We start from the raw sequence: 19983 nt of genomic DNA on the forward strand, positions 1-19983 counted from the left end.
GCTCAGAGCGGGATGAGCCGCTCTTTTTCTATTGCACATCTTTCGATTGGCTTTGATTTTTCAATAAATCTCTAATTTCGGTTAACAACACTTCCGTTTGATCTGGCGTTTCAACCACTTCTTCTTCCTCTACCTTTTTCCGTTTTAATTTATTTAAATAACGAATAAAGATAAAAATGGAAAAGGAGATAATCAAGAAGTCGACCACTGTTTGAATGAAACTTCCATACAAAATTTGAGCAGAACCGATTTTAATAGACAATCCGCTAAAATCGTGCCCCCCCACAATAATACCAACAAGCGGCATAATTAAATCATTCACAAGAGAAGTGACAATTTTGCCAAATGCTCCCCCGATGATGACACCGACAGCCAGGTCAATCACATTCCCCTTGACGGCAAACTCTCTAAATTCTTTCAGCATTGTTTATCACCTTCATCTTTTTTTGTCTAATATGACGTTTTTTTGTCAAAAAAGCAAGTCCTTATCCGCTTTGGCTGAATGTTTCCATATAAAAAACGGTTCATACATGATGAACCGTCAGACACATTACGATACTTTCGGACCGATAGAAAATGTCAGTTCTGCTTCACATGCCACTTCGCCATCTACTGTTGCAACTGCTTTTCCTTTGGCAACTGGACCGCGAAGACGTGTGACTTCAACCTCTAAACGTAGCTGATCGCCGGGTTTGACCTGTCTTTTGAATCGGCAGCTGTCAATCCCTGCAAACAAACCAATTTTCCCTTTGTTCTCTTCTTTACCTAACATGATGACCCCAAAAACTTGAGCGAGCGCTTCTACAATAAGCACACCCGGCATGACGGGGTATCCTGGGAAATGGCCATTAAAAAATTCTTCATTTACTGTGACATTTTTGATTCCAACCGCTCTTTTCTCACCATCAACTTCTAAAATACGGTCAACCAATAAAAATGGATAACGGTGTGGAATAATGTCTTGAATTTGCTGAGCATCAAGCATGTCTTGATCTCTCCTTCTTTTCTATATCGCTAATCTTCATTTGATTCCTATTGAAGTATATTATGAATGCAGTCATTTTTCAATGTCTAGCCAACAATTATGGTAAAAAATAACATCTATTATTACCTATTGTCATGAAATATAATCCACTCTACACTCATCGTTTTTTCACAAATATGGTAATATATATTACATCATTGATTGAATAAGAGGGTAAAAATGAATTTTATAAGCGATAAATCCATTAAAAAACTTCTCCATTCGTGGTATACAATGCTAAAACATCGACACTTTTCGAAGGCTGAAGAGATCAAAACGTCCTTAACCAAATATAAACGTAGATTGTCAAAGAAACAGGAGCTTCATTTACATTATCAGCTTATGCTTTTTCGCCATCAGCTCTGGATGAACCAAACAGAAGACTTAGAAAAACTGAAGCATGAACTCATGCTCCACAAAGATCAAATGAACGATCAACTACAATATTATTTTTACTTTTTTCTCGGTTTATACGAATCTTTAAAGAGCGATCAAAATGATGCCATTCATTATCTTGAAAAAGCAGAAGAGAAACTGCCCCTGCTAGACGATGAGCTAGAGGAAGCAGAGTTTCATTTCCGTACAAGTGGTGTTTATTATAACAACCGCTATTCACTGTTATCCATTCGACATGTTGAAAAAGCCATGAATATCTTTGCAAAGCACGGGGATATCCACAGCATTTATCGGTGCAAAATTGTGCTCGCACTTAACTTTAGTGACCAAAAAAAATATGAAGAAGCAGAAGCTATTTTTATTGAAATTATCGAATACGTGAAAATGATTGATGACCAAGAACTGCTTGGTATCGTGTATTATGACGCTGGTTTTATCAAGTCAAGACAAAACCGTCATAAGGAAGCACTAGAATACTTTAAAAAAGCGCTTCGGCTCCCAGCATACCGGAAATCTGCCCACTCCTATGTATCGTGTCTCTATGAAACTGTGCGTTCCTGCTTTAAAGAGAATTTAACTGATGAAGGAATGAAATATATTCAAAAAGGGCTAAAAGAAGCCGTTGATGCCCAATTTGATCTATTAAGAATCAAGTTCCAAATCTTATTCCTTCTTTACAGCCAAACGCCCAAGGCAGATGAACAGATTGCTACACTCGTCACATGTCTTGAACGAAAAGAAGCCTGGATTGATCTTGAAGATCTGCTTGCAGATGTCTCAGATTTTTATAAAAAAAAGGGCGACTTTGAGCGAGCCGCCTTTTTTATCATGAGAGGCTGACATCCGCCTGCTCATTATCGAATGGTATTAATGAGTCCTAGCATCTGATCGCCCATCGTAATGGTTCTTGAGTTCATCTGATACGAACGCTGTGTTGTCATGAGGTCTGTTAATTCTTTAGACATGTCCACATTCGACGTTTCAAGTGCACCTTGCTGAAGTTGAATGGCCTGACGGTTTGCCCCATTCAGTGCCGTTAAAGCGCCTTGATAGTTGCCGTCGACTGAGAACAAATTTTCTCCTTCAGAGATGAGTGCTGAAGAATTATTCACTTGAACAACCCCAAGATTCACCTGCTGATTCGGTTGATTGCCTCGAGAAATAGCTGTAAGCCGGCCATTTTTATCGATAGAAATATCACGGAAATTCGCATTTAAGACAATCTCATTCCCGTTTTCGTCAAGAATCGGATGGCCTTCGCTTGTCACCAGCTGGACTTGATTCCGATTATTTCCTGGCTGTAAATAAAGAGAGCCATCTCTTGTATACCGGATGTTACCGCCAGCATTGACCTGCAAATACTGAGATGGCGCACCAAATGCAACATCAAGGTCACGGCCTGTTTCTTTAATAGACCCTTGCAATGAGTTAATGGATGCATTGACCATCGTACCAGTTCCAAGCCTTAAACCAGCAGGTGTCAGACGACTGTTTGCCACCTGCTCATTTTTTTCATCTACCTGATTAAACTGTTGTCTGACCAGCTCTGAAAAACGGGTGTTTTTCGCGCGATACCCTGTTGTTTCACTGTTTGCGATGTTATTACTAATGATATCAAGCTGCTTTTGCACCTCGTTCATCGACACAGCTGCATTGATCATCGTTCTAAGCATGAGAATCCTCCTCTCTCTTTCATTTCTTCATTAATACACTCTTCCGATTTCATTCACTGCTTTTTCTAAACTTTTATCATATGCCTGAACCACTTTTTGGTTTGTTTCAAATGCGCGGTAGGCTGTTGTCATTTCTGTATATGATTTCGTCACATCAACGTTCGACAGCTCTGATACACCTTGGCTTAATGTATAGGACATTTGACCGTTATTGACCGCACTTGGAAGAGGCTGGTTATCAGCTGTACGGTATAAATCATTTCCTTCACGCGCAAGGTTTCTTGTATCCATTGCAACACGTACATCAATTTGTCCAAGGTTTTGTCCGTTTTCACTCACGGTTCCATCTGCGTTCACTTTGAAATTCTCACTTTGAACGGTAATCGGCTGGCCCGTCACGGAAAGAAGGGCACGTCCATTGATCGTCAGCTGATTTTGATCATTCAATGTAATGGAACTGCTTTTCGTATAACGAACGCCTTCTGGTGTATTCACAGCATAAAAAAGCGCTGACTTTTGATTTGTCTCCGGGTTGATGGGTACATTATTTTCTACTAATGCGATATCAGTTGTTTGATCCGTTGTTTTTAATGTTCCTTGTGTAAATTGGGGAATCAATTCCTGCATGTATGTTCCCGTATTAATTCCGCCGATCGCCGTTTGCTGCGGGATACTAAAGCCTTTGCCTGAAGATGTTTGGAAACGTCCTGATTCCATTCGGCTTAGCAGCATTTCTGGAAATGCGCGCATGGCCCCTTCATCTGCTTTATAGCCTGGAGTATTCGCATTTGCGATATTATTTGAAAGCATTTCTGTCCGCCGCTCTTGAGCGATCATGGCAGATGTTGCGGTGTATAGTCCTTTTAACACGTGCTCACCTCATTCAAATTCTTTCACATGACCTAAAATCATCAGTACACAATCTTCTATGAAATATATCGGCATATTGGCAGGCTTCTTTAATAAAAATCCCCCATTCTTTCTAAAAAGAATGAGGGAAATCATTAGCTGAGTTTACGCTTTGGCAGCTTGTCCATATTATCAAGCATCACGCCAGTACCAACTGCTACACAATCCATTGGATTTTCTGCAACGAAAACTGGTACTTTCAGCTCTTCTGCAAGCAATTGATCAAGCCCGTTTAGAAGCGCTCCGCCACCAGTAATGATGACGCCACGGTCAATGATATCAGCTGATAATTCAGGTGGTGTTCTTTCAAGAACTTGTTTCGCAGCCTGAACAATGGCAGATACAGATTCACGTAATGCTTCTTCTACTTCTTTGCTTGTGACGGTAATCGTTCTTGGTAATCCTGTCACCATGTCTCGTCCACGAATCGAAATCTCTTCGTGACGTGCGTCTGGGAATACCGTTGCAACTTGGATCTTAATGTCTTCTGCAGTTCGCTCACCGATCAACAGCTTGTACTCTTTTTTAATGTAGTTTAGAATTTCCAGGTCAAATTTGTCTCCAGCCATTTTAATAGAAGAGGCGGTTACAATGTCACCCATCGAGATGACAGCGATATCTGTCGTTCCGCCTCCAATATCTACGACCATGTTTCCACTTGGCTGAAAAATATCCATACCAGCACCAATTGCTGCTACTTTTGGCTCTTCTTCAAGAAATACATGCTTCCCGCCGCTTTTTTCAGCAGCTTCTTTGATTGCCTTCTGCTCAACAGATGTAATGTTTGTCGGGCAGCAGATGAGCATACGCGGCTTAGAGAACAGCCCTTTCACATTCAATTTGTTAATAAAATGCTTGAGCATCGCTTCAGTTACTTCAAAATCAGCAATTACGCCATCTTTTAATGGACGAATCGCAACAATATTCCCAGGCGTACGTCCAACCATACGTCTCGCTTCTTCTCCAACAGCTAATACTTTCCCGCTGTTTTTATCAAGAGCGACAACAGATGGTTCATTTAACACAATTCCTTTTCCTTTGACATGAATCAGTACATTTGCAGTACCAAGATCAATTCCAATATCCCTAGCAAACATCTATATATATCCTCCTTGAAAATCTGTTTCCATAGCAAATACCACATTCTGCCCTAATTATATATTCTATCATAATTTGCAGAAAAAAAGATATTTCTTTACAAAAGTCTTTACAAAATTTGTGGTTAGAAACTACCGATAAGAGGAAGATATATATATCATGTTTATGAACAAAGAACTAAAGCTTACTGTTTTACAGGCTCACCTTCTAAAATTTCTTCTTTTTTATACTTTAACTTTGTGGCTTCTCCCCCTCGCAGGTGACGGATTGATTTATGATAATCCAGTATCTCCTTCACTTCGTTAGCCAGATCTGGATTAATTTCTGGCAGTCTTTCTGTTAGATCCTTGTGTACAGTACTTTTAGAGACTCCAAATTCTTTCGCAATTACACGAACGGTTTTCTTTGTCTCCACGATATACTTTCCTATCTTGATTGTTCGCTCTTTGATGTAATCGTGCACACCACTCGACCTCCCTAAAATGGATGTGAGAAGTGTGAAATGAGATCCGTATCAATATTATCCATTTTCAGCGGCGCTTGTTCGTCTTAATTTCTCATCCATTAGGTAGTAAATGCCAAACACGATCCCTCACCTCAAACACTCTCTTTGTCAGGTTTGTAACAGTGTATTAGCATTGCATAGGGAATATGCTAAAAATGAAGATGGGACAAGGGATTTATCAGAAAAGACAAAACAAAAAATCATTTCGAGTGGCGAAAATTTTCACTTTACAAGCATCGGTGTAACACGTAAAATAGGAAAGGTGATTTTATTTACCTAGATAAATATTGAATAAAGGTGAGCCTATGGATACGTTAAACAGAGAGTGTTTACATCAAATACATCAAAGCGCGCGGCTGCTGTCTAAAAAAGCGAACGAAGCGCTTGCTGCTTATGACTTGTACATGTCCCAGTGGACTGTACTTTTTTGTTTGGATACATTCGGCCCTAAAACGCAAAAAGACATTTGGACCTATTTGAACGTCGAAGCACCGACGATTACCAGAACCGTGACGCGTCTAGAAGCAAACGGCTGGGTGAAACGAGTCCAAGGAAAAGACAAACGTGAGAATCTCATCGTCATGACAGACGATGCAAAAGCAAAGTTTCAAAAAATCAAACAGACGATGGAACAATTTGAAGAAGAATGTCTTTCAGATTTTACCTACGAAGAAAAACAACTCCTCCATACACTTTTACACAAATTATCAACTGAATAGGAAGTGACATACACCATGAACGAACGCATTTGGACAAAAGACTTTATCATGATTGTCCTGGTGAATTTATTTACATTCACCTCTTTTTATGCCCTTTTGACACTACTCCCCATTTACACAATGGATGAATTAAATGGAACAGAATCACAGGGTGGCCTCCTTGTGACGGTCTTCTTATTATCAGCAATTGTGACAAGGCCATTTTCAGGGGCCATTATTGAGAAATTCGGCAAGAAACGCATGGCGATTTTTTCTTCAACAGCTTTTGCCCTGCTCACTTATTTATACATTCCAATTGATCAATTTCAAACACTTCTCATGCTGCGTTTCGTGCAAGGAATCTTCTTCAGCATTTTGACAACCGTAGCAAGTGCCATTGCTGCTGATATGATTCCGAAACATAAACGAGGAGAGGGTCTTGGATACTTTGTCATGTCGATGAACCTTGCCGTGGTCATCGGTCCGTTTATCGCACTGAATCAAGTCGGAAAAGTAGGATTCCATTCTTTATTTCTTCTCTTTTCGATCATCGTCTCTATCGGTGCAGCTTTCACGATGCTGATTAGACAGCCAGAGCCTGAAAATGGCGGAAGTGTAGTCTTTCGATTCACTTTTTCTCATCTGTTTGAAAAAGGCGCTTTAAAAACGGCAGCAGTTGGAATCATTATCTCCTTCTGTTACTCGCCGATCATTTCATTTATTTCAGTCTATGCCAATTCACTTCACCTGATGGGTGCAAGCAGTTATTTCTTCATCGTTTTTGCAGCTGCAATGCTTGGATCACGTCCATTTACAGGCAGACTGTTTGACCGAGTCGGGCCTCATATTGTGATCTATCCATCTATTGCTCTCTTTGCGATTGGTTTATGGATGCTGACCGCTACCCAAACAGCCACCATGCTTCTTTTATCCGGCGCTGTCATCGGCCTTGGCTACGGCTCTTTGGTGCCATGTCTACAAACACTTGCGATACAGCACTCACCAGCACACCGTACAGGCTACGCCACAGCAACTTTCTTTACCTTGTATGATACGGGGATTGCCGCTGGATCCTTTGTCTTCGGACTGCTTGTCAGCTTCACAGATTTTTCAAATGTATATCTCATTGCTGGCGTTGTCGTGTTACTCAGCATGGGCGTTTTTTATTGGAGCGAACGAAAACCGCAAGAAGCAAAAGCACAAAAGGTTTCCCTATCAGAATAGGATACTGTTTTAAACTTCACTGAAAACATGCTAAAATATAGGATATTTCAAATGAACAGATAGGTCTTTTGAAAAATAGTTGGCGTTAAGCGAAAGTATAGGTGATGTTTTGAATTACGAATTGTTTAAAGTCATACACGGGATGGCTCATCATTCTGAGTTTTTAGATCAGGCCATGATTTTCATTACGAAAAAGGCCATTCTCGTATATGCCCTCGTCTTATTGATTTGCTGGTTTTTAGGTAATCACAAATTTAAGAAGCATGTCTTCTTTTCTGGTGTAACAGGCATCGTGGCACTCATCGTCAATTTTGCCATTACGCTGTTTTATTATGAAGAGCGGCCGTTTGTGGCGCACAAAGTCGACACACTCATCCCGCACTCAGCAGACGCTTCCTTCCCAAGTGACCACACAACAGGTGCACTGGCTCTTTCACTAGCCATTCGATCCCGTAATAAAAAACTCGGCAATATTTTGCTTGTTTTTGGATTACTGACAGGGTTCTCCCGCATCTGGGTCGGTCATCATTATCCATTTGATGTATTAGGCAGCTTGATCGTATCGATTGTGGTTGTCTTTATCATGAATAAATTATGGAAGTTCTTTGACTCTCCTATTGATCGTATCGTGACATTTTACGAGAACATTGTGGGCAAAATTTTCAGAAGGAAGCAAAAGGACCAAGGATCAGACCTGTCCAACTCTTAAGCGGCTTGCGATAAAGTATAGAAGACCTCTCTTCTACTTTATCCCAGTCGCTTTTTTCATTGTTTGTTTTCCTCTGACCATACTCGAAAAATAAAGGCTGACGCTAATGCCGACAAGAGAAATCATGATCAACGTCCAGCCTAATTGTTCAAAATGAGAACCTGCAATTTCCTCACCAAACAGCATGCCAAGCACAGCAGACGACAGAATAGAACCAAGGTACCTGCATGTTTGAAAAAGCCCAGAGGTCGTGCCAATCATTTGTTGAGGGCTCGCTTTTAACATCGCAGCTTGAAGCGCAACATTTCCAATCCCGTAACTGAGTCCAAGCAAAGCAAGAACCAGTCCTTTCCCCCAGAATGGCGCAGGAATAAAAAAGAAAGTCATTGCGGAAGCGCCGGCCAGCATGAGCACAGCACTTGCCAAAACAGGATGCCGTTCATCGCCGCGATCTACCCACTTGCCAGTCAGCGGCGATACCATAATGCTCACGCCAGACATGCAAAGCATAAAGAGACCCGTCATCTCCACACGCCAGCCCAATTCATCCTGAAAATAACTTGGCAAGCCAAAAAAGAGACAATAGAAGAAAATATTTAAAATGATAAATTGCACATACACAAGTGAAAGCCGTTTCTCCTGCCTGAACATCCGAATTTGGATAAATGGCTCATCCACCTGATGCTCCCACCATATAAAAGCACCCGCACTCACAAGACAGAGAATGCCCTGTACATACTGAATACCATCAGATAGTGATAATAAAAAAGAAAGCAAAAGGACAATACAAACTGTAAATAGCAACATCCCTGGCAAATCAAGCTTTCGGACAGTGTCTCCTATACGCAATTTTTTCTTCTTCTCCTTAGGAAATAAGGAAAAGCCTAGAAAAAAACTGATCAATATGAATGGCAGATTCACTAAAAAGATCGCCGGCCAGCTGCCGATCGTCATCAAAAACCCGCCAAGTGTCGGCCCGAGTGCTGTCATCGCTGAAGCAAAGATGGACAATACCGCTAAAGCAGAAGCTTGTCGTTCCTTCACATGATCCCGAATCAGTCCAACACCTGAAGGATAGATCGCACTGCTTCCAATCGCCTGAAGAAGCCGGATCACAATCAGCACCGCAAAAGTCGGGGCAAACGGCGCACAAATGGCTGAGACTGCCACTAGAACTAGTCCAAATAAAAATAAGGTTCTCCGGCTCATCACATGATCTCCAATTCGTCCACTCACCGGCTGCGTGACCGCGCTGGCCAAATAAAAGGTTGAAATGAGCCAAGATACCGTCGTAAACGACAAACCGAACTCATGCTGAATTTGATGCAAGGCTAAAGAAATCATCGAGGAATTCAATGGATTTAACATCGTGCCAAAAGCAATCGCCGTTAAAAAGACTTTTCGGTTGTTTTTCCATTTGATCATACACCCGCCCCCTTCTTTTGACATACACGTTCTTTTTTGTCTATCTCCTCGTTATTATGAGATTCATTTCCCTTTTTTACCCTTAGCAATTCAAGTTCTCTCTCCGAAAAGCAAGACATACATTCTAAAAAGGGCAAGTGTTGGAAAAGCGCATATAAAATTGAGAATATGAGGAACAAATGGTAAGATGCTACACATATTTAAAAGCCTACTTTCTCCTTATACGGAGAACGGCTGAAAAGGAGGAGAAGCTTATTATTAAAAAAAGACGGTTTTGGGTCCCAGCCCTTTTCTCGGTTGCAGTATTACTTCTGTCTTCGTGCGGTTCAAATGAAACAAATGGGAACGGAGATAAACGTAATTCTACAGCGAAAGGGTCGCCGATTTTGGAGGATGGGAAATTTATTTTTGCAGCATCAGGTGAATTCCACCCATTCAGTTACATGGATGGAAACCAGATGTCCGGCTTTGATATTGATGTCGGCAACGCGATTAGTGACAAGATGGGCCTCGAGCCTGTACAGAAAAAATATAAATTCGCAGGCATCGTCGAAGGCGTCAAAGCAGGTAAATTTGATGCCGCCATTGCAAGTCATACCATCAACGAGGAACGAAAAAAACACGTCCTTTTTTCTCAACCGTATTACTACTCCGGTCCGCAAATCTTCACAAGACCCGGCGCAAACATTCACAGTGCAGATGACTTAAAAGACAAGGAAATCGCTGTCTCTAAAGGTTCGTCCTATGCGGATATTGCCAAAGAACATAGCGGGCAGGAACCAAAATATTACGACAGTGATGTTGTCGCTTTAGAAGCACTAGCCAACGGCAAACACGATGCGGTCGTCACTGATTTTGCCACAGGTGCAGAAGCCATGAAGAAAAAACTTAAAATTGAAGCACAAGAAAGACTCGGGCAAAGTGAGCAAGCAATCGCTGTCTCTAAAGACAATAAAGAGCTCATGAAAGAGATCAATGATGCGATTGATGCACTCAAAAAAGACGGAACATTAAGACAAATTAGCGAAAAGTATTTTGACGAAGATATTACCGTCAAACAGGATTAAAACCACGATTGTGCGCCTTTCTCTAGGCGCACTTTCTTCAAATGGAGATGATTGTTTTGCCTACCTTATCACACTTTTTTCAAACGCTGATTGATTCTAGAGGCGTTTTCTTAGAAGGAATGCTGCTCACCTTACAACTCACTGTCATCAGCATTTTCATCGGCATGTTCATCGGGCTTTTCTTTGCCTTACTAAAAATATCCCGCGTGGCCGTTTTCGGTTATATCGCAAATGCCTATATCTTCCTTGTACGCGGAACACCACTCATTGTGCAGATTTTTATCCTGTATTTTGGGCTTACAGAATTAAATATACCAGACTTTTGGGCAGCCTCTATTGCGCTTGCCTTCCATAACGGTGCCTATATAGCAGAAATATTTAGAGGTGCGATTCAATCAATCGATCAAGGTCAAAAAGAAGCAGGACGTTCTCTTGGCATGGGGCGATTTCTAACCATGAGACGTATCATTCTCCCGCAAGCGATGCGGCGTGCCCTTCCCCCTCTTGGCAATCAATTTATTATCGGCTTAAAAGATTCATCACTTGCCGCCTTCATCAGCGTCAATGAACTCTTTAACATAGCCACCACTCAAGGTTCCAACAGTTTTGACAACATGACGTACTTACTTGTCGTGGCTGTCTATTACTTAGTTCTTGTCCTGCTGTTAACATTCGCTGTGCAAACCGTTGAGAAGAAACTTTCAGTCAGTGATCATTAGGAGGAGAAGCATGACAGAATCAAAAGAGATCATTCGTGTTGAAAAACTGAATAAATACTTTGGAGAGCTGCATGTCTTAAAAGATATCGATCTCACTGTATATGAAAATGATGTCGTCGTCTTAATTGGTGCAAGCGGCTCTGGGAAAAGCACCTTGCTCCGTTGTATGAATTTTTTAGAAATAAAAAATGACGGTCAGATCATCATTGATGGCAGTCCCGTTCATCCAAAACGAGATCAATTAAACGAAATGAGGCAGAAAATAGGCATGGTGTTTCAGCATTTTAATCTCTTTCCGCACAAAACCGTGCTTGAAAACATCATCGAAGCACCGGTCATGGTGAAAAAAACAAAGAAAGCACAAGCGATAACTGAAGCCAATGTCTTATTAGAGAAAGTCGGACTAGCGGATAAAGCAAAAGTGTACCCTTCAAAGCTATCAGGCGGTCAAAAACAGCGCGTTGCCATCGCACGAGCTCTCGCCATGAAGCCCGATGTCATGTTATTTGACGAGCCTACTTCTGCGCTGGACCCAGAGCTTGTAGGCGAAGTGCTGCAAACCATGAAAAGTCTTGCCAAAGAAGGCATGACAATGGTCATCGTCACTCATGAAATGGGATTCGCAAAAGAAGTAGCTGACCGAGTTGTTTATATGCATGAAGGACGAATCGTCGAACAAGGTACCCCATCAGAATTATTTGATTCTCCTCAAGAGGAGCGAACCAAATTGTTTCTCAGTTCGATTTTATAGGTCAAACGCCCTTTATTTTTCGTGAATCATGCACGTTTATTCTCATTTTTTACGAACTTTTCATCCATTTATATTGATAATGACCAAAAAACCATGTTAGATAAACTTACATGAATATGTTATATATGACTTTTCTCTCTATAATGAAGAATTAAGAAATCTATTAATTCTGAATGATTCGGGGGAATGCAGCATGCAAATGGGTGATACAGTATTTATGTTCTTCTGCGCACTACTCGTGTGGTTAATGACACCGGGTTTAGCCTTATTCTACGGAGGACTTGTGAGAAGTAAAAACGTGTTAAGTACGACAATGCACAGCTTAACCTCACTAGCCATTGTCTCTATCGTCTGGATCGTGTTTGGCTATTCACTGGCCTTTGCGCCAGGCAATGCATGGATCGGAGGCTTTGACTGGGTTGGACTAAAAGGCGTTGGCTTTGAACCTGGTTCATATAGTGATACAATTCCACATTCATTGTTCATGATGTTCCAAATGACCTTTGCCGTCCTCACAACAGCCATTATCTCTGGTGCCTTCGCTGAACGTATTCGTTACTCAGCGGTGGTCGTGTTTACACTCCTTTGGGTCACATTTGTATACGCTCCAGTCGCACACTGGGTATGGGGCGGCGGCTGGATTGGAGAAATGGGAGCACTTGACTTCGCGGGTGGAAACGTCGTCCACATATCATCCGGTGTGGCTGGTCTAGTCGTAGCCATTGTTCTCGGGAAGCGAAAAGAAGCAGCAAGTTCTTCTCCGCATAACTTGATCTACACACTTCTTGGTGGAGCTGTGATTTGGTTTGGCTGGTTTGGGTTTAACGTAGGAAGTGCCCTCACATTAGATAGTGTCGCCATGTATGCCTTTATTAACACCAATACAGCTGCTGCTGCAGGAATCATCGGCTGGCTGTTAGTCGAATGGATGATCAACAAAAAACCAACGATGCTAGGTGCAATCTCTGGAGCCATTGCAGGCCTAGTAGCGATTACACCTGCCGCAGGCTTTGTCACACCATTCGCTTCGATCATCATCGGAATCATCGGCGGGATCGTTTGTTTCTGGGGCGTCTATTCACTCAAAGCCAAGTTCGGCTATGACGATGCACTGGATGCATTCGGTCTCCACGGAATCGGCGGTACTTGGGGAGGCATTGCTACAGGCCTTTTCGCCACTACATCTGTCAATGATGGCGGAGCCAACGGCTTATTTTATGGCGATCCAAGCTTACTTTGGAAACAAGTTGTCGCCATCGTGGCCACATACGTCTTTGTTGCAGTTGTCACATATGTGATCATCAAAGTCGTCAACATCTTCTTCAAGATTCGCGCAACTGAAGAAGAAGAATCAGTCGGTCTTGATTTAACGATGCACGGCGAAAAAGCATATCAAGATTAAAGAAAAAGGGGTGTCTCTATGAGCAAAATGTATAAAGTGGAGATTGTCACACGTCCAGCTAATTTTGAAACATTAAAGGTGGAGCTTGGAAAGATTGGTGTCACCTCGATTACCTTTTCCAATGTGCACGGCTGCGGATTACAAAAGGGACATACGGAACTATACCGTGGCGTCAAAAAGGAAAGCAATGTGTACGAACGTTTAAAGATCGAAATCGTCTTAAGCAAAGTACCTGTTGAACAGGTCGTGGAAACGGCTCAAAAGGTACTTCGTACAGGAGAACCAGGGGATGGGAAGATTTTTATATATGAGATAGAAAATACAATCAACATTCGGACAGGTGAAGAAGGACCTGCCGCCTTATAGCATCCCTCCGCCATATGGCGGAGGTTTTTTTAAAGACAGAAAAAAACCTCTGTGCATTTATCTACACAGAGGATCTGACATGACATTAAGATTGTTTTGTTTCTTCTGACTGACTGCGGTCTTTAGAGGAATCTGAAGACTTTTCTTGATCAGAGGATTTCCCCTTCTCATCAGACTTATCTTCAGATTTTTCTTCAGTCGGCTCTTTTGCCTTATCGTCAGCAGCAGGTTCCTTCATTTTGTCATCAGCTTTTGGCTGAGCAGGTTCTTTTGCTTCTTCCGTCACTTCTTGCGCTGCTTTTTCAATGGAAGAAACAGGCTTATCAATGAAGCTAAGTGGATTAAGCGCTAAACCTTCCATACGAATTTCAAAGTGAACATGGTTGCCGCTTTCAGCACCATATAGATTCTTACCAGAAGCACCGATGACATCATTCTGTTTCACTTCATCGCCTTCTTTTACACTCACTTGAGACAACGATTGATAAACAGTAGACAATCCATCTTCATGTTCAATTTCAACAACGTGACCGAGAACTGGATCTTTTTTCGCCTGAACGACTGTTCCACTAAGAGCAGCTGTGACATCAAACACTTTGCCATCTTTATCTGCAAGATCAATACCTTTGCTTAAGGTATAGGTGTTATTATAGTTTACAAGTGCTGCTTCTTTTTCTTTTTGATCAGCATCTGCTTCATAGAACTTTTTCACGACAGAAACATTCTCAGAATTCTGGACCGGCATAGCAACATTTTCAATTGGCTTTCCAACTTCAACGGCATCATCACGCTGTTCTTGTCCTGTTTGATTTCCATCAGATAGTTGGTCTTTCACATCTTTCGATACAGCTTGATACCAAAGAACGGCTGTTAACACGACCGCTGCGCTGACCAAGTAAATAGCAGGGAATACCCAGCGCTTACGGAAAAATTGCTGAACTTTTGTGATTTTGGAAGTACGTTTCTTTTCTTCCTCTCTCATTTTTCATCACCTCAGCAACATTCTGAACACTTTTCAAAAAATATATACACACGAAATTATTTTTCTTTTTATTTTGCGCAATCGCATCAATAATATGTATGATGAATGAAAAAAGATGGGGGTACATATGGTGAAAACTTTCAACCGCATGGCAACAGAAGATGACCTCAAAGAGATCGTCGATATCTACAATTCAACGATTGCTTCAAGAGAAGTAACGGCCGATACAGAACCTGTTACAGTAGAAGACCGCCGTCAGTGGTTTTTGAATCATTCAGAGAAACGTCCTCTCTATGTGAAAACAGATGAGGAAGGAAATATCTACGGCTGGCTCAGTTTTGAAACGTTTTACGGGAGACCTGCATACAACGGTACTGTTGAAATGAGTATTTACTTGAACCAAAACTATCGAGGAAAAGGTTTAGGGTCACTGTTCTTACAAGAGGCGCTCGAATTGGCACCCTCATTAGGCATCCGAACGTTACTTGCCTTTATTTTCGGCCACAACGAAGCCAGCATCAAATTATTTAAGAAGCACGGATTTGAGACTTGGGGACATTTGCCACGCATCGCAGAAATGGACGGCAATCGGTACGACTTAGATATTTTAGGAAAAGAATTATAAACTGAGCGTCTCTTGAAGAAAGAGACGCTTTAGATTGTTGACAAAGGGCTAAAATGAACTTGATTTTAGCCCTTTGTTTTCTTTTCAGCGTGATAGAAAACCTTTGCAGTCTAGGAAGGACGAGTACTGGCGCGGAGCGAATTTCACATTCGTGAGCACCAGCACGCAGGACTGACAAAGAATGCGAGGGTTTGTCTACACGCTGGAGCGTCTCTTGAAGAAAGAGACGCTTTTTTTATGAAGCATGCACCAACTGCTCAAATTGCTTCGCATTTTGAAGCGATTTTCTTTTCAGAATGATACCATGTTCATCAATCAGAAGCGCTTGCGGAACAACTGTTACTCCATACAACTCCATAATTTGTGATGAGCGCATATAAACAGCTTGCTCCGGCAGCAATTGAAGAAGCGAGGCATCATCGGCTTGTTCATCTCCATTAATAACAATCACATGAGCATCATCATGTGAAGTTTGAGGCTGCACATCAGACAAAATACTTTTACAAGTCATACAAGTAGAATTCACAAATAACAGCATCACAGATCGCCCATTTTGCAAATACTCCTTCAAGATCACCTTTTCACCTACATGCGAATAACTGCGAAATAACGGAGCCGGGTCACCAATATCCGCTTCCTTCAATTCAATTCCATCAAGAGATTTTATTTTATTCATAAATCTCCCGATAAAACGGGCAAGCAAAAACACGACAGCCAGCTGGGCAATGACAATTAATAACACAATGATTAATAAAATATCTGTCATTTCATTTTATCTCCTTCTATAATTGATCCATCTGCAATCTGGAATGAGTCGATCCACTTTCGCTTCAATAGCACAATTTCTTGGCTGACCGCTATGATCAAACAGACAGCCGCTGCAATGAGAAAACAAATCATTTTCAACCGCAATGAAATCATTTCAACACTAGGATGTACATAAAATAACCCTGCCACAAGAGTAAGCATCAGCAGATTACGAATCACAATCCCCCAATGCAGGCGATCGTTTTCCAGTAATCCTCCACAACCGCACGAAATATCACGATGCCCCCTCATTAAATTGAACGTAACCGCTCCAGAGTAAATACATAACAGGGCTGTAAGGCCCACTGCAGGCAGGACAGACATGTTCCATATAAACAAATGAATCGTACAAACCAACTCAATCAACAAAAATACATAAAACATGGGTGCCGCGAAAGAAGGCGGCAGCAGCCGATAAGCATTGATCTGCTGGACATGTGCCTTCTGTTTCCTTGCTTTATCCAGCCATGCACCTGCAAAATTGATTCCTAGTAAATAGACTCCTATGAAATAAAAGACACTCACCTTACACCATCTCCTTTTGTTGAAATAGTTGAGATTGTGCCTCGTATAGCCTTCTATATTCTCCGTGTAATGCCATCAGTTCATCATGGTTGCCCTCTTCAATGAAAGCACCATCTTTCATGACGATGATACGGTCTGCTAAGCGGGCCGCTCCCATACGATGTGTAATAAACAAAACACCTTGATCCTGCGTATGATCGAACAACTTTCGAATGAGTGAGATCTCCGACAATGGATCGAGAGCAGAGGTCGGTTCATCTAAAATAATAAAATCACTTTCTCTAAAGAAGGTTCTCGCCATCGCAAGCTTTTGCCATTGTCCGCCAGACAATTCATGTCCCTCTTCAAAAAAGCGACCTAGCTGCGCATCATATGTGTCTTCCATTTCATTAATTCTTTTCTCTATACCTGCTTGACGGGCGGCTGAAATCAACCGCTCTTCCTCTTCTATATCATCAATACGGCCAAACCCTATGTTTTCTCTCACAGTGAATTCGTACTTCATAAAATCTTGAAAAAGAACAGCCATTCTCGCATGATAGGTCTTTTTATGGATGGTGGAAATATCCTCTCCATTGACTTTGTGCATATTCTGTTGATCTGGATCGTATAAGCCGGTTAAACATTTGATTAAAGTGGTTTTACCGGACCCATTATCTCCTACTAATGCAATTCGTTCACCTTTATTCATATGAAAATGAATATGCTCAATCGCTGGTTTTTTCATATTCGGATAAGTAAAAGAGAGATTGTCTAATGTAATGGACTGGATATGCTCAATTCCCTGAAGCGATGCTGCCTCTTCCGTCTGTTCATGCATTTCCTCTTCTCTCTTTTGAAAAGCTCTCATTTCATCAACATATAGGCTCGTTTCATATAAACTAGAACATTCCCTCGTTAAATCTTGAAACCCACTTTGAATGTTTTGTACAGCTTGTAGCACTGCAACAAACGTACCCGCAGCTAATTTTTTTTGAAAAATAAGAAAGACAATCAATAAACCACAGCACACATAGGCCAATGTCATGAGCAACCCGCCTGCCATCTCCCAGCGCACTTGGCGTTTCAGCAAATTATATTTTTCATCTGCACTTTTAACGTAGTGACCTCTCCACTTTTGAAGAAGATAATTCCCTATTCCATATAAACGAACTTCCTTTAAAGAATCTCGCTGTGCGACGAGATCAGATACATACATTTCTCTTCGATCATTAGCCGTTAACAAACGATTTAATCGATAACGTGCGCCTCCAAAGAAAAGTTCAATCCATAATACAGGCAAGGTAAACAAGAACAATATGACCGCTAAGCCCCAATGAATACCGATCATATAAATAAGAAGTGATACAACAGTAATCAACGCGCTCATCATTGTAAAAATACTTCTCACCATACTGAGAACATGCTGATGACTGTTCATCACACGTTGACTTTCATTGTAAAAGGACGGGTGCTCAAACGTAATAAACGGCAGTCTTATCGCTTTTTGAAGCAATTCACCTTTCAAATGCAGACCAATCAGATTTGTCGCTTTCTGTTGACTAAGCTGAAGAATGAATTGAAGTCCATATCCTAAAATCACAATGACCATTTGCAGTCCAAATAACCACAAAACCTTTTGGATGTCACCTGAAGACGTCATAAATAAAATAATTTCATTAATCAAAGTTTGAATAATCCAGACACTAGCCAAAGGCATACAACCAACGATCACTTGAATGAACAAAGTTAAAAGAAGATAAGAACGACTTTTTTTCCAAGTATAGGAGATTGCATATAAACAATGGTTCACTGTACTCATGAGATGCTCCACCTTACACCATTTAGTATAATTGACATATTTTTGATATTTGTAATATGATAGCTTTGCGTAACTTCACTTTGAGAGGACGATATACGATGAATTCAATTTTTCTTATACAGCTCGCTCTTATAATTTGCAGTCTTCTATTAACGGCTGGAATTATCATCTATTTAAAACAACAGATGCAACTTATCATCTTACCTATAGAACACGTGGGGCAGAAACTTGCGCATCCACTTCTCGAACAGCCATCACCCATTCACATGAATGATCTGCTGCAAACAAATCGTACACAACAATTACTGATCTTCACTGACACAGCATGTCCGCACTGCATTCCATCACTCGAACAATTCCTAGAAACAAAAAAGCAGCGTAAACTAAACGTTTCATTGAGTATTTTGTTGAAAAACGGGCAAAAAAAGGACCAAGAATTATATCGTGATAACGAAACAAACTTGCGAATTATTCCGGTAGACGAACAATTGATAAACGCATTCCAAATTCAGGAGTTTCCGTTCTACATCATGGTAGAAGACAATGATACCATCTCATATGCAGCACCTTTTCCAGACGGTCTTTATTCAAGACTAGCTGCAAACTAAAGATAAATGAGGCATGTGAAGAGCATCAAACACATGCCTCATTTTTTATTATTGTAAATTTGGCTGAACATCCTTCCCTTTTTCCTCTGCAGCGATTTCATTAGCTTCGCTTGAAGCGGATATTTGTTCCTCAGCTTGTTCAAACTCACTGCGAGCTTCATTTGAAATGTCAACTTGATCACCGTGCTGATTCACAGTAACGGAAGAAGACCCCTCTTTTTGAACCTCTTTCTCTAGTTCCTTTAATTTAGAAACATGAAGCTCTAAATCTTTTCCTTGCTGAACTAAAGTCAGTTGTTGAAATAACGCCTTTCTCTCTTCTGGAGAATGGTCGCCTTGAACAATTTGCGCTGCTTGGGTCAAAAAAGAATTTGATGTATGGCCAGCTTGACGCTTATTTGACGTCTGCATAGCATTTGTTACTAATGAAATTGGAGTTATGCTCATGCGTTCACACCCTAATAAATAAGATACTTAAATTTAGCAGCCACATTTAACGCGTTCTTGGCTAGTACAAATCTCACCTGTGTCACGATCCACATAGTAACGGAAAGTTCCAACGCCTTGAAGGAAACAAGTTGGTGCTGATTGGCAAGAAGTTACCAATCTTTGCAAAATACATCTAGCAGCTGCAGGTTGAACATTGGTCATTTTGTTTAAAATTCGATC

Annotated in this window: 23 protein-coding genes; 11 read left to right on the top strand and 12 right to left on the bottom strand. The window is 41.2% G+C overall.

Features of this window, described 5'->3' with window-relative positions; genetic code table 11:
- Window positions 1–28: 28 nt before the first annotated feature.
- Together mscL and fabZ are read right to left on the bottom strand one after the other, a co-directional pair.
- A complete protein-coding gene (mscL, locus tag MHI41_RS16915; RefSeq protein ID WP_007497563.1) occupies window positions 29–424 on the bottom strand; it encodes a large conductance mechanosensitive channel protein MscL in 396 nt (131 codons plus the stop codon).
- A gap of 126 nt (window positions 425–550) precedes the next feature.
- Window positions 551–985 carry a 3-hydroxyacyl-ACP dehydratase FabZ gene (gene fabZ, locus MHI41_RS16920; protein WP_007497564.1) on the bottom strand — a complete coding sequence of 145 codons (435 nt, stop codon included), beginning with the start codon at window positions 983–985 and terminating at the stop codon, window positions 551–553.
- A gap of 219 nt (window positions 986–1204) precedes the next feature.
- On the opposite strand from fabZ, the gene MHI41_RS16925 reads away from it, so the two are divergent.
- Window positions 1205–2260 carry a tetratricopeptide repeat protein gene (locus tag MHI41_RS16925; protein ID WP_008343319.1) on the top strand — a complete coding sequence of 352 codons (1056 nt, stop codon included), beginning with the start codon at window positions 1205–1207 and terminating at the stop codon, window positions 2258–2260.
- Window positions 2261–2274: 14 nt separating this feature from the next.
- Here MHI41_RS16925 and MHI41_RS16930 read toward each other — a convergent pair whose 3' ends face one another.
- From MHI41_RS16930 to spoIIID, 4 genes are all read right to left on the bottom strand, one after another.
- Window positions 2275–3093, bottom strand: coding sequence for a flagellar hook-basal body protein (locus MHI41_RS16930; protein WP_007497568.1), 819 nt, complete (start codon window positions 3091–3093; stop codon window positions 2275–2277).
- Window positions 3094–3123: 30 nt separating this feature from the next.
- The gene (locus tag MHI41_RS16935) at window positions 3124–3963 is read right to left on the bottom strand and encodes a flagellar hook-basal body protein (protein ID WP_017360018.1); all 840 of its coding nucleotides are present in this window, start codon (window positions 3961–3963) and stop codon (window positions 3124–3126) included.
- A 134-nt stretch (window positions 3964–4097) separates the two neighbouring features.
- Window positions 4098–5099, bottom strand: coding sequence for a cell shape-determining protein Mbl (gene mbl / locus MHI41_RS16940; protein ID WP_007497573.1), 1002 nt, complete (start codon window positions 5097–5099; stop codon window positions 4098–4100).
- Between the two features lie 185 nt (window positions 5100–5284).
- The gene (gene spoIIID / locus MHI41_RS16945; RefSeq protein ID WP_008343327.1) at window positions 5285–5563 is read right to left on the bottom strand and encodes a sporulation transcriptional regulator SpoIIID; all 279 of its coding nucleotides are present in this window, start codon (window positions 5561–5563) and stop codon (window positions 5285–5287) included.
- Between the two features lie 347 nt (window positions 5564–5910).
- On the opposite strand from spoIIID, the gene MHI41_RS16950 reads away from it, so the two are divergent.
- From MHI41_RS16950 to MHI41_RS16960, 3 genes are all read left to right on the top strand, one after another.
- Window positions 5911–6324 carry a MarR family transcriptional regulator gene (locus tag MHI41_RS16950; protein WP_008343328.1) on the top strand — a complete coding sequence of 138 codons (414 nt, stop codon included), beginning with the start codon at window positions 5911–5913 and terminating at the stop codon, window positions 6322–6324.
- A gap of 15 nt (window positions 6325–6339) precedes the next feature.
- Window positions 6340–7527, top strand: a complete 1188-nt coding sequence (locus tag MHI41_RS16955; protein WP_342494340.1) for an MFS transporter — start codon at window positions 6340–6342, stop codon at window positions 7525–7527.
- A gap of 109 nt (window positions 7528–7636) precedes the next feature.
- Entirely contained in the window at window positions 7637–8236 is a 600-nt protein-coding gene (locus tag MHI41_RS16960) for an undecaprenyl-diphosphatase (protein WP_008343330.1), read from the top strand.
- Window positions 8237–8269: 33 nt separating this feature from the next.
- On the opposite strand, the gene MHI41_RS16965 is transcribed toward MHI41_RS16960, so the two are convergent.
- Entirely contained in the window at window positions 8270–9661 is a 1392-nt protein-coding gene (locus tag MHI41_RS16965; RefSeq protein ID WP_058213521.1) for an MFS transporter, read from the bottom strand.
- Window positions 9662–9840: 179 nt separating this feature from the next.
- Here MHI41_RS16965 and MHI41_RS16970 point away from each other — a divergent pair, with 179 nt between their 5' ends.
- The 5 genes from MHI41_RS16970 (at window position 9841) to MHI41_RS16990 (ending at window position 13966) form a co-directional block, all read left to right on the top strand.
- Window positions 9841–10728: a transporter substrate-binding domain-containing protein gene (locus tag MHI41_RS16970; protein ID WP_058213520.1), complete on the top strand. Its 888-nt coding sequence runs from the start codon at window positions 9841–9843 to the stop codon at window positions 10726–10728.
- 41 nt (window positions 10729–10769) lie between these two features.
- Window positions 10770–11447, top strand: a complete 678-nt coding sequence (locus tag MHI41_RS16975; protein WP_007497584.1) for an amino acid ABC transporter permease — start codon at window positions 10770–10772, stop codon at window positions 11445–11447.
- A 10-nt stretch (window positions 11448–11457) separates the two neighbouring features.
- Window positions 11458–12198: an amino acid ABC transporter ATP-binding protein gene (locus MHI41_RS16980; protein ID WP_008343342.1), complete on the top strand. Its 741-nt coding sequence runs from the start codon at window positions 11458–11460 to the stop codon at window positions 12196–12198.
- 193 nt (window positions 12199–12391) lie between these two features.
- Window positions 12392–13600: an ammonium transporter gene (locus tag MHI41_RS16985; protein ID WP_008343343.1), complete on the top strand. Its 1209-nt coding sequence runs from the start codon at window positions 12392–12394 to the stop codon at window positions 13598–13600.
- An 18-nt stretch (window positions 13601–13618) separates the two neighbouring features.
- Window positions 13619–13966 carry a P-II family nitrogen regulator gene (locus MHI41_RS16990; RefSeq protein WP_007497589.1) on the top strand — a complete coding sequence of 116 codons (348 nt, stop codon included), beginning with the start codon at window positions 13619–13621 and terminating at the stop codon, window positions 13964–13966.
- Between the two features lie 85 nt (window positions 13967–14051).
- On the opposite strand, the gene MHI41_RS16995 is transcribed toward MHI41_RS16990, so the two are convergent.
- Complete coding sequence (locus tag MHI41_RS16995; RefSeq protein WP_008343344.1) at window positions 14052–14948, bottom strand: M23 family metallopeptidase; 897 nt, start codon at window positions 14946–14948, stop codon at window positions 14052–14054.
- Window positions 14949–15075: 127 nt separating this feature from the next.
- Between MHI41_RS16995 and MHI41_RS17000 the strand changes: the two genes are divergently transcribed.
- Entirely contained in the window at window positions 15076–15573 is a 498-nt protein-coding gene (locus tag MHI41_RS17000) for a GNAT family N-acetyltransferase (protein ID WP_008343345.1), read from the top strand.
- A gap of 235 nt (window positions 15574–15808) precedes the next feature.
- Here the strand turns inward: MHI41_RS17000 and MHI41_RS17005 are convergent, their stop codons facing one another.
- The 3 genes from MHI41_RS17005 to MHI41_RS17015 are packed head-to-tail and all read right to left on the bottom strand — an operon-like array spanning window position 15809 to window position 18706.
- Window positions 15809–16339 carry a thioredoxin family protein gene (locus tag MHI41_RS17005; RefSeq protein ID WP_243824623.1) on the bottom strand — a complete coding sequence of 177 codons (531 nt, stop codon included), beginning with the start codon at window positions 16337–16339 and terminating at the stop codon, window positions 15809–15811.
- The gene (locus tag MHI41_RS17010) at window positions 16336–16905 is read right to left on the bottom strand and encodes a MauE/DoxX family redox-associated membrane protein (protein WP_342494341.1); all 570 of its coding nucleotides are present in this window, start codon (window positions 16903–16905) and stop codon (window positions 16336–16338) included. The genes MHI41_RS17005 and MHI41_RS17010 overlap by 4 nt, the downstream gene beginning before the upstream one ends.
- A gap of 1 nt (window position 16906) precedes the next feature.
- Window positions 16907–18706: an ABC transporter ATP-binding protein gene (locus tag MHI41_RS17015; protein WP_342494342.1), complete on the bottom strand. Its 1800-nt coding sequence runs from the start codon at window positions 18704–18706 to the stop codon at window positions 16907–16909.
- A gap of 98 nt (window positions 18707–18804) precedes the next feature.
- Here MHI41_RS17015 and MHI41_RS17020 point away from each other — a divergent pair, with 98 nt between their 5' ends.
- Window positions 18805–19314, top strand: a complete 510-nt coding sequence (locus MHI41_RS17020) for a thiol:disulfide interchange protein (protein WP_039956086.1) — start codon at window positions 18805–18807, stop codon at window positions 19312–19314.
- Between the two features lie 48 nt (window positions 19315–19362).
- On the opposite strand, the gene MHI41_RS17025 is transcribed toward MHI41_RS17020, so the two are convergent.
- Window positions 19363–19761 carry a hypothetical protein gene (locus tag MHI41_RS17025; protein ID WP_342494343.1) on the bottom strand — a complete coding sequence of 133 codons (399 nt, stop codon included), beginning with the start codon at window positions 19759–19761 and terminating at the stop codon, window positions 19363–19365.
- Window positions 19762–19983 lie beyond the last annotated feature (222 nt).

This window comes from Bacillus sp. FSL M7-0307, assembly GCF_038627835.1.
GTDB classification, from domain to species: Bacteria; Bacillota; Bacilli; order Bacillales; family Bacillaceae; genus Bacillus; species Bacillus altitudinis.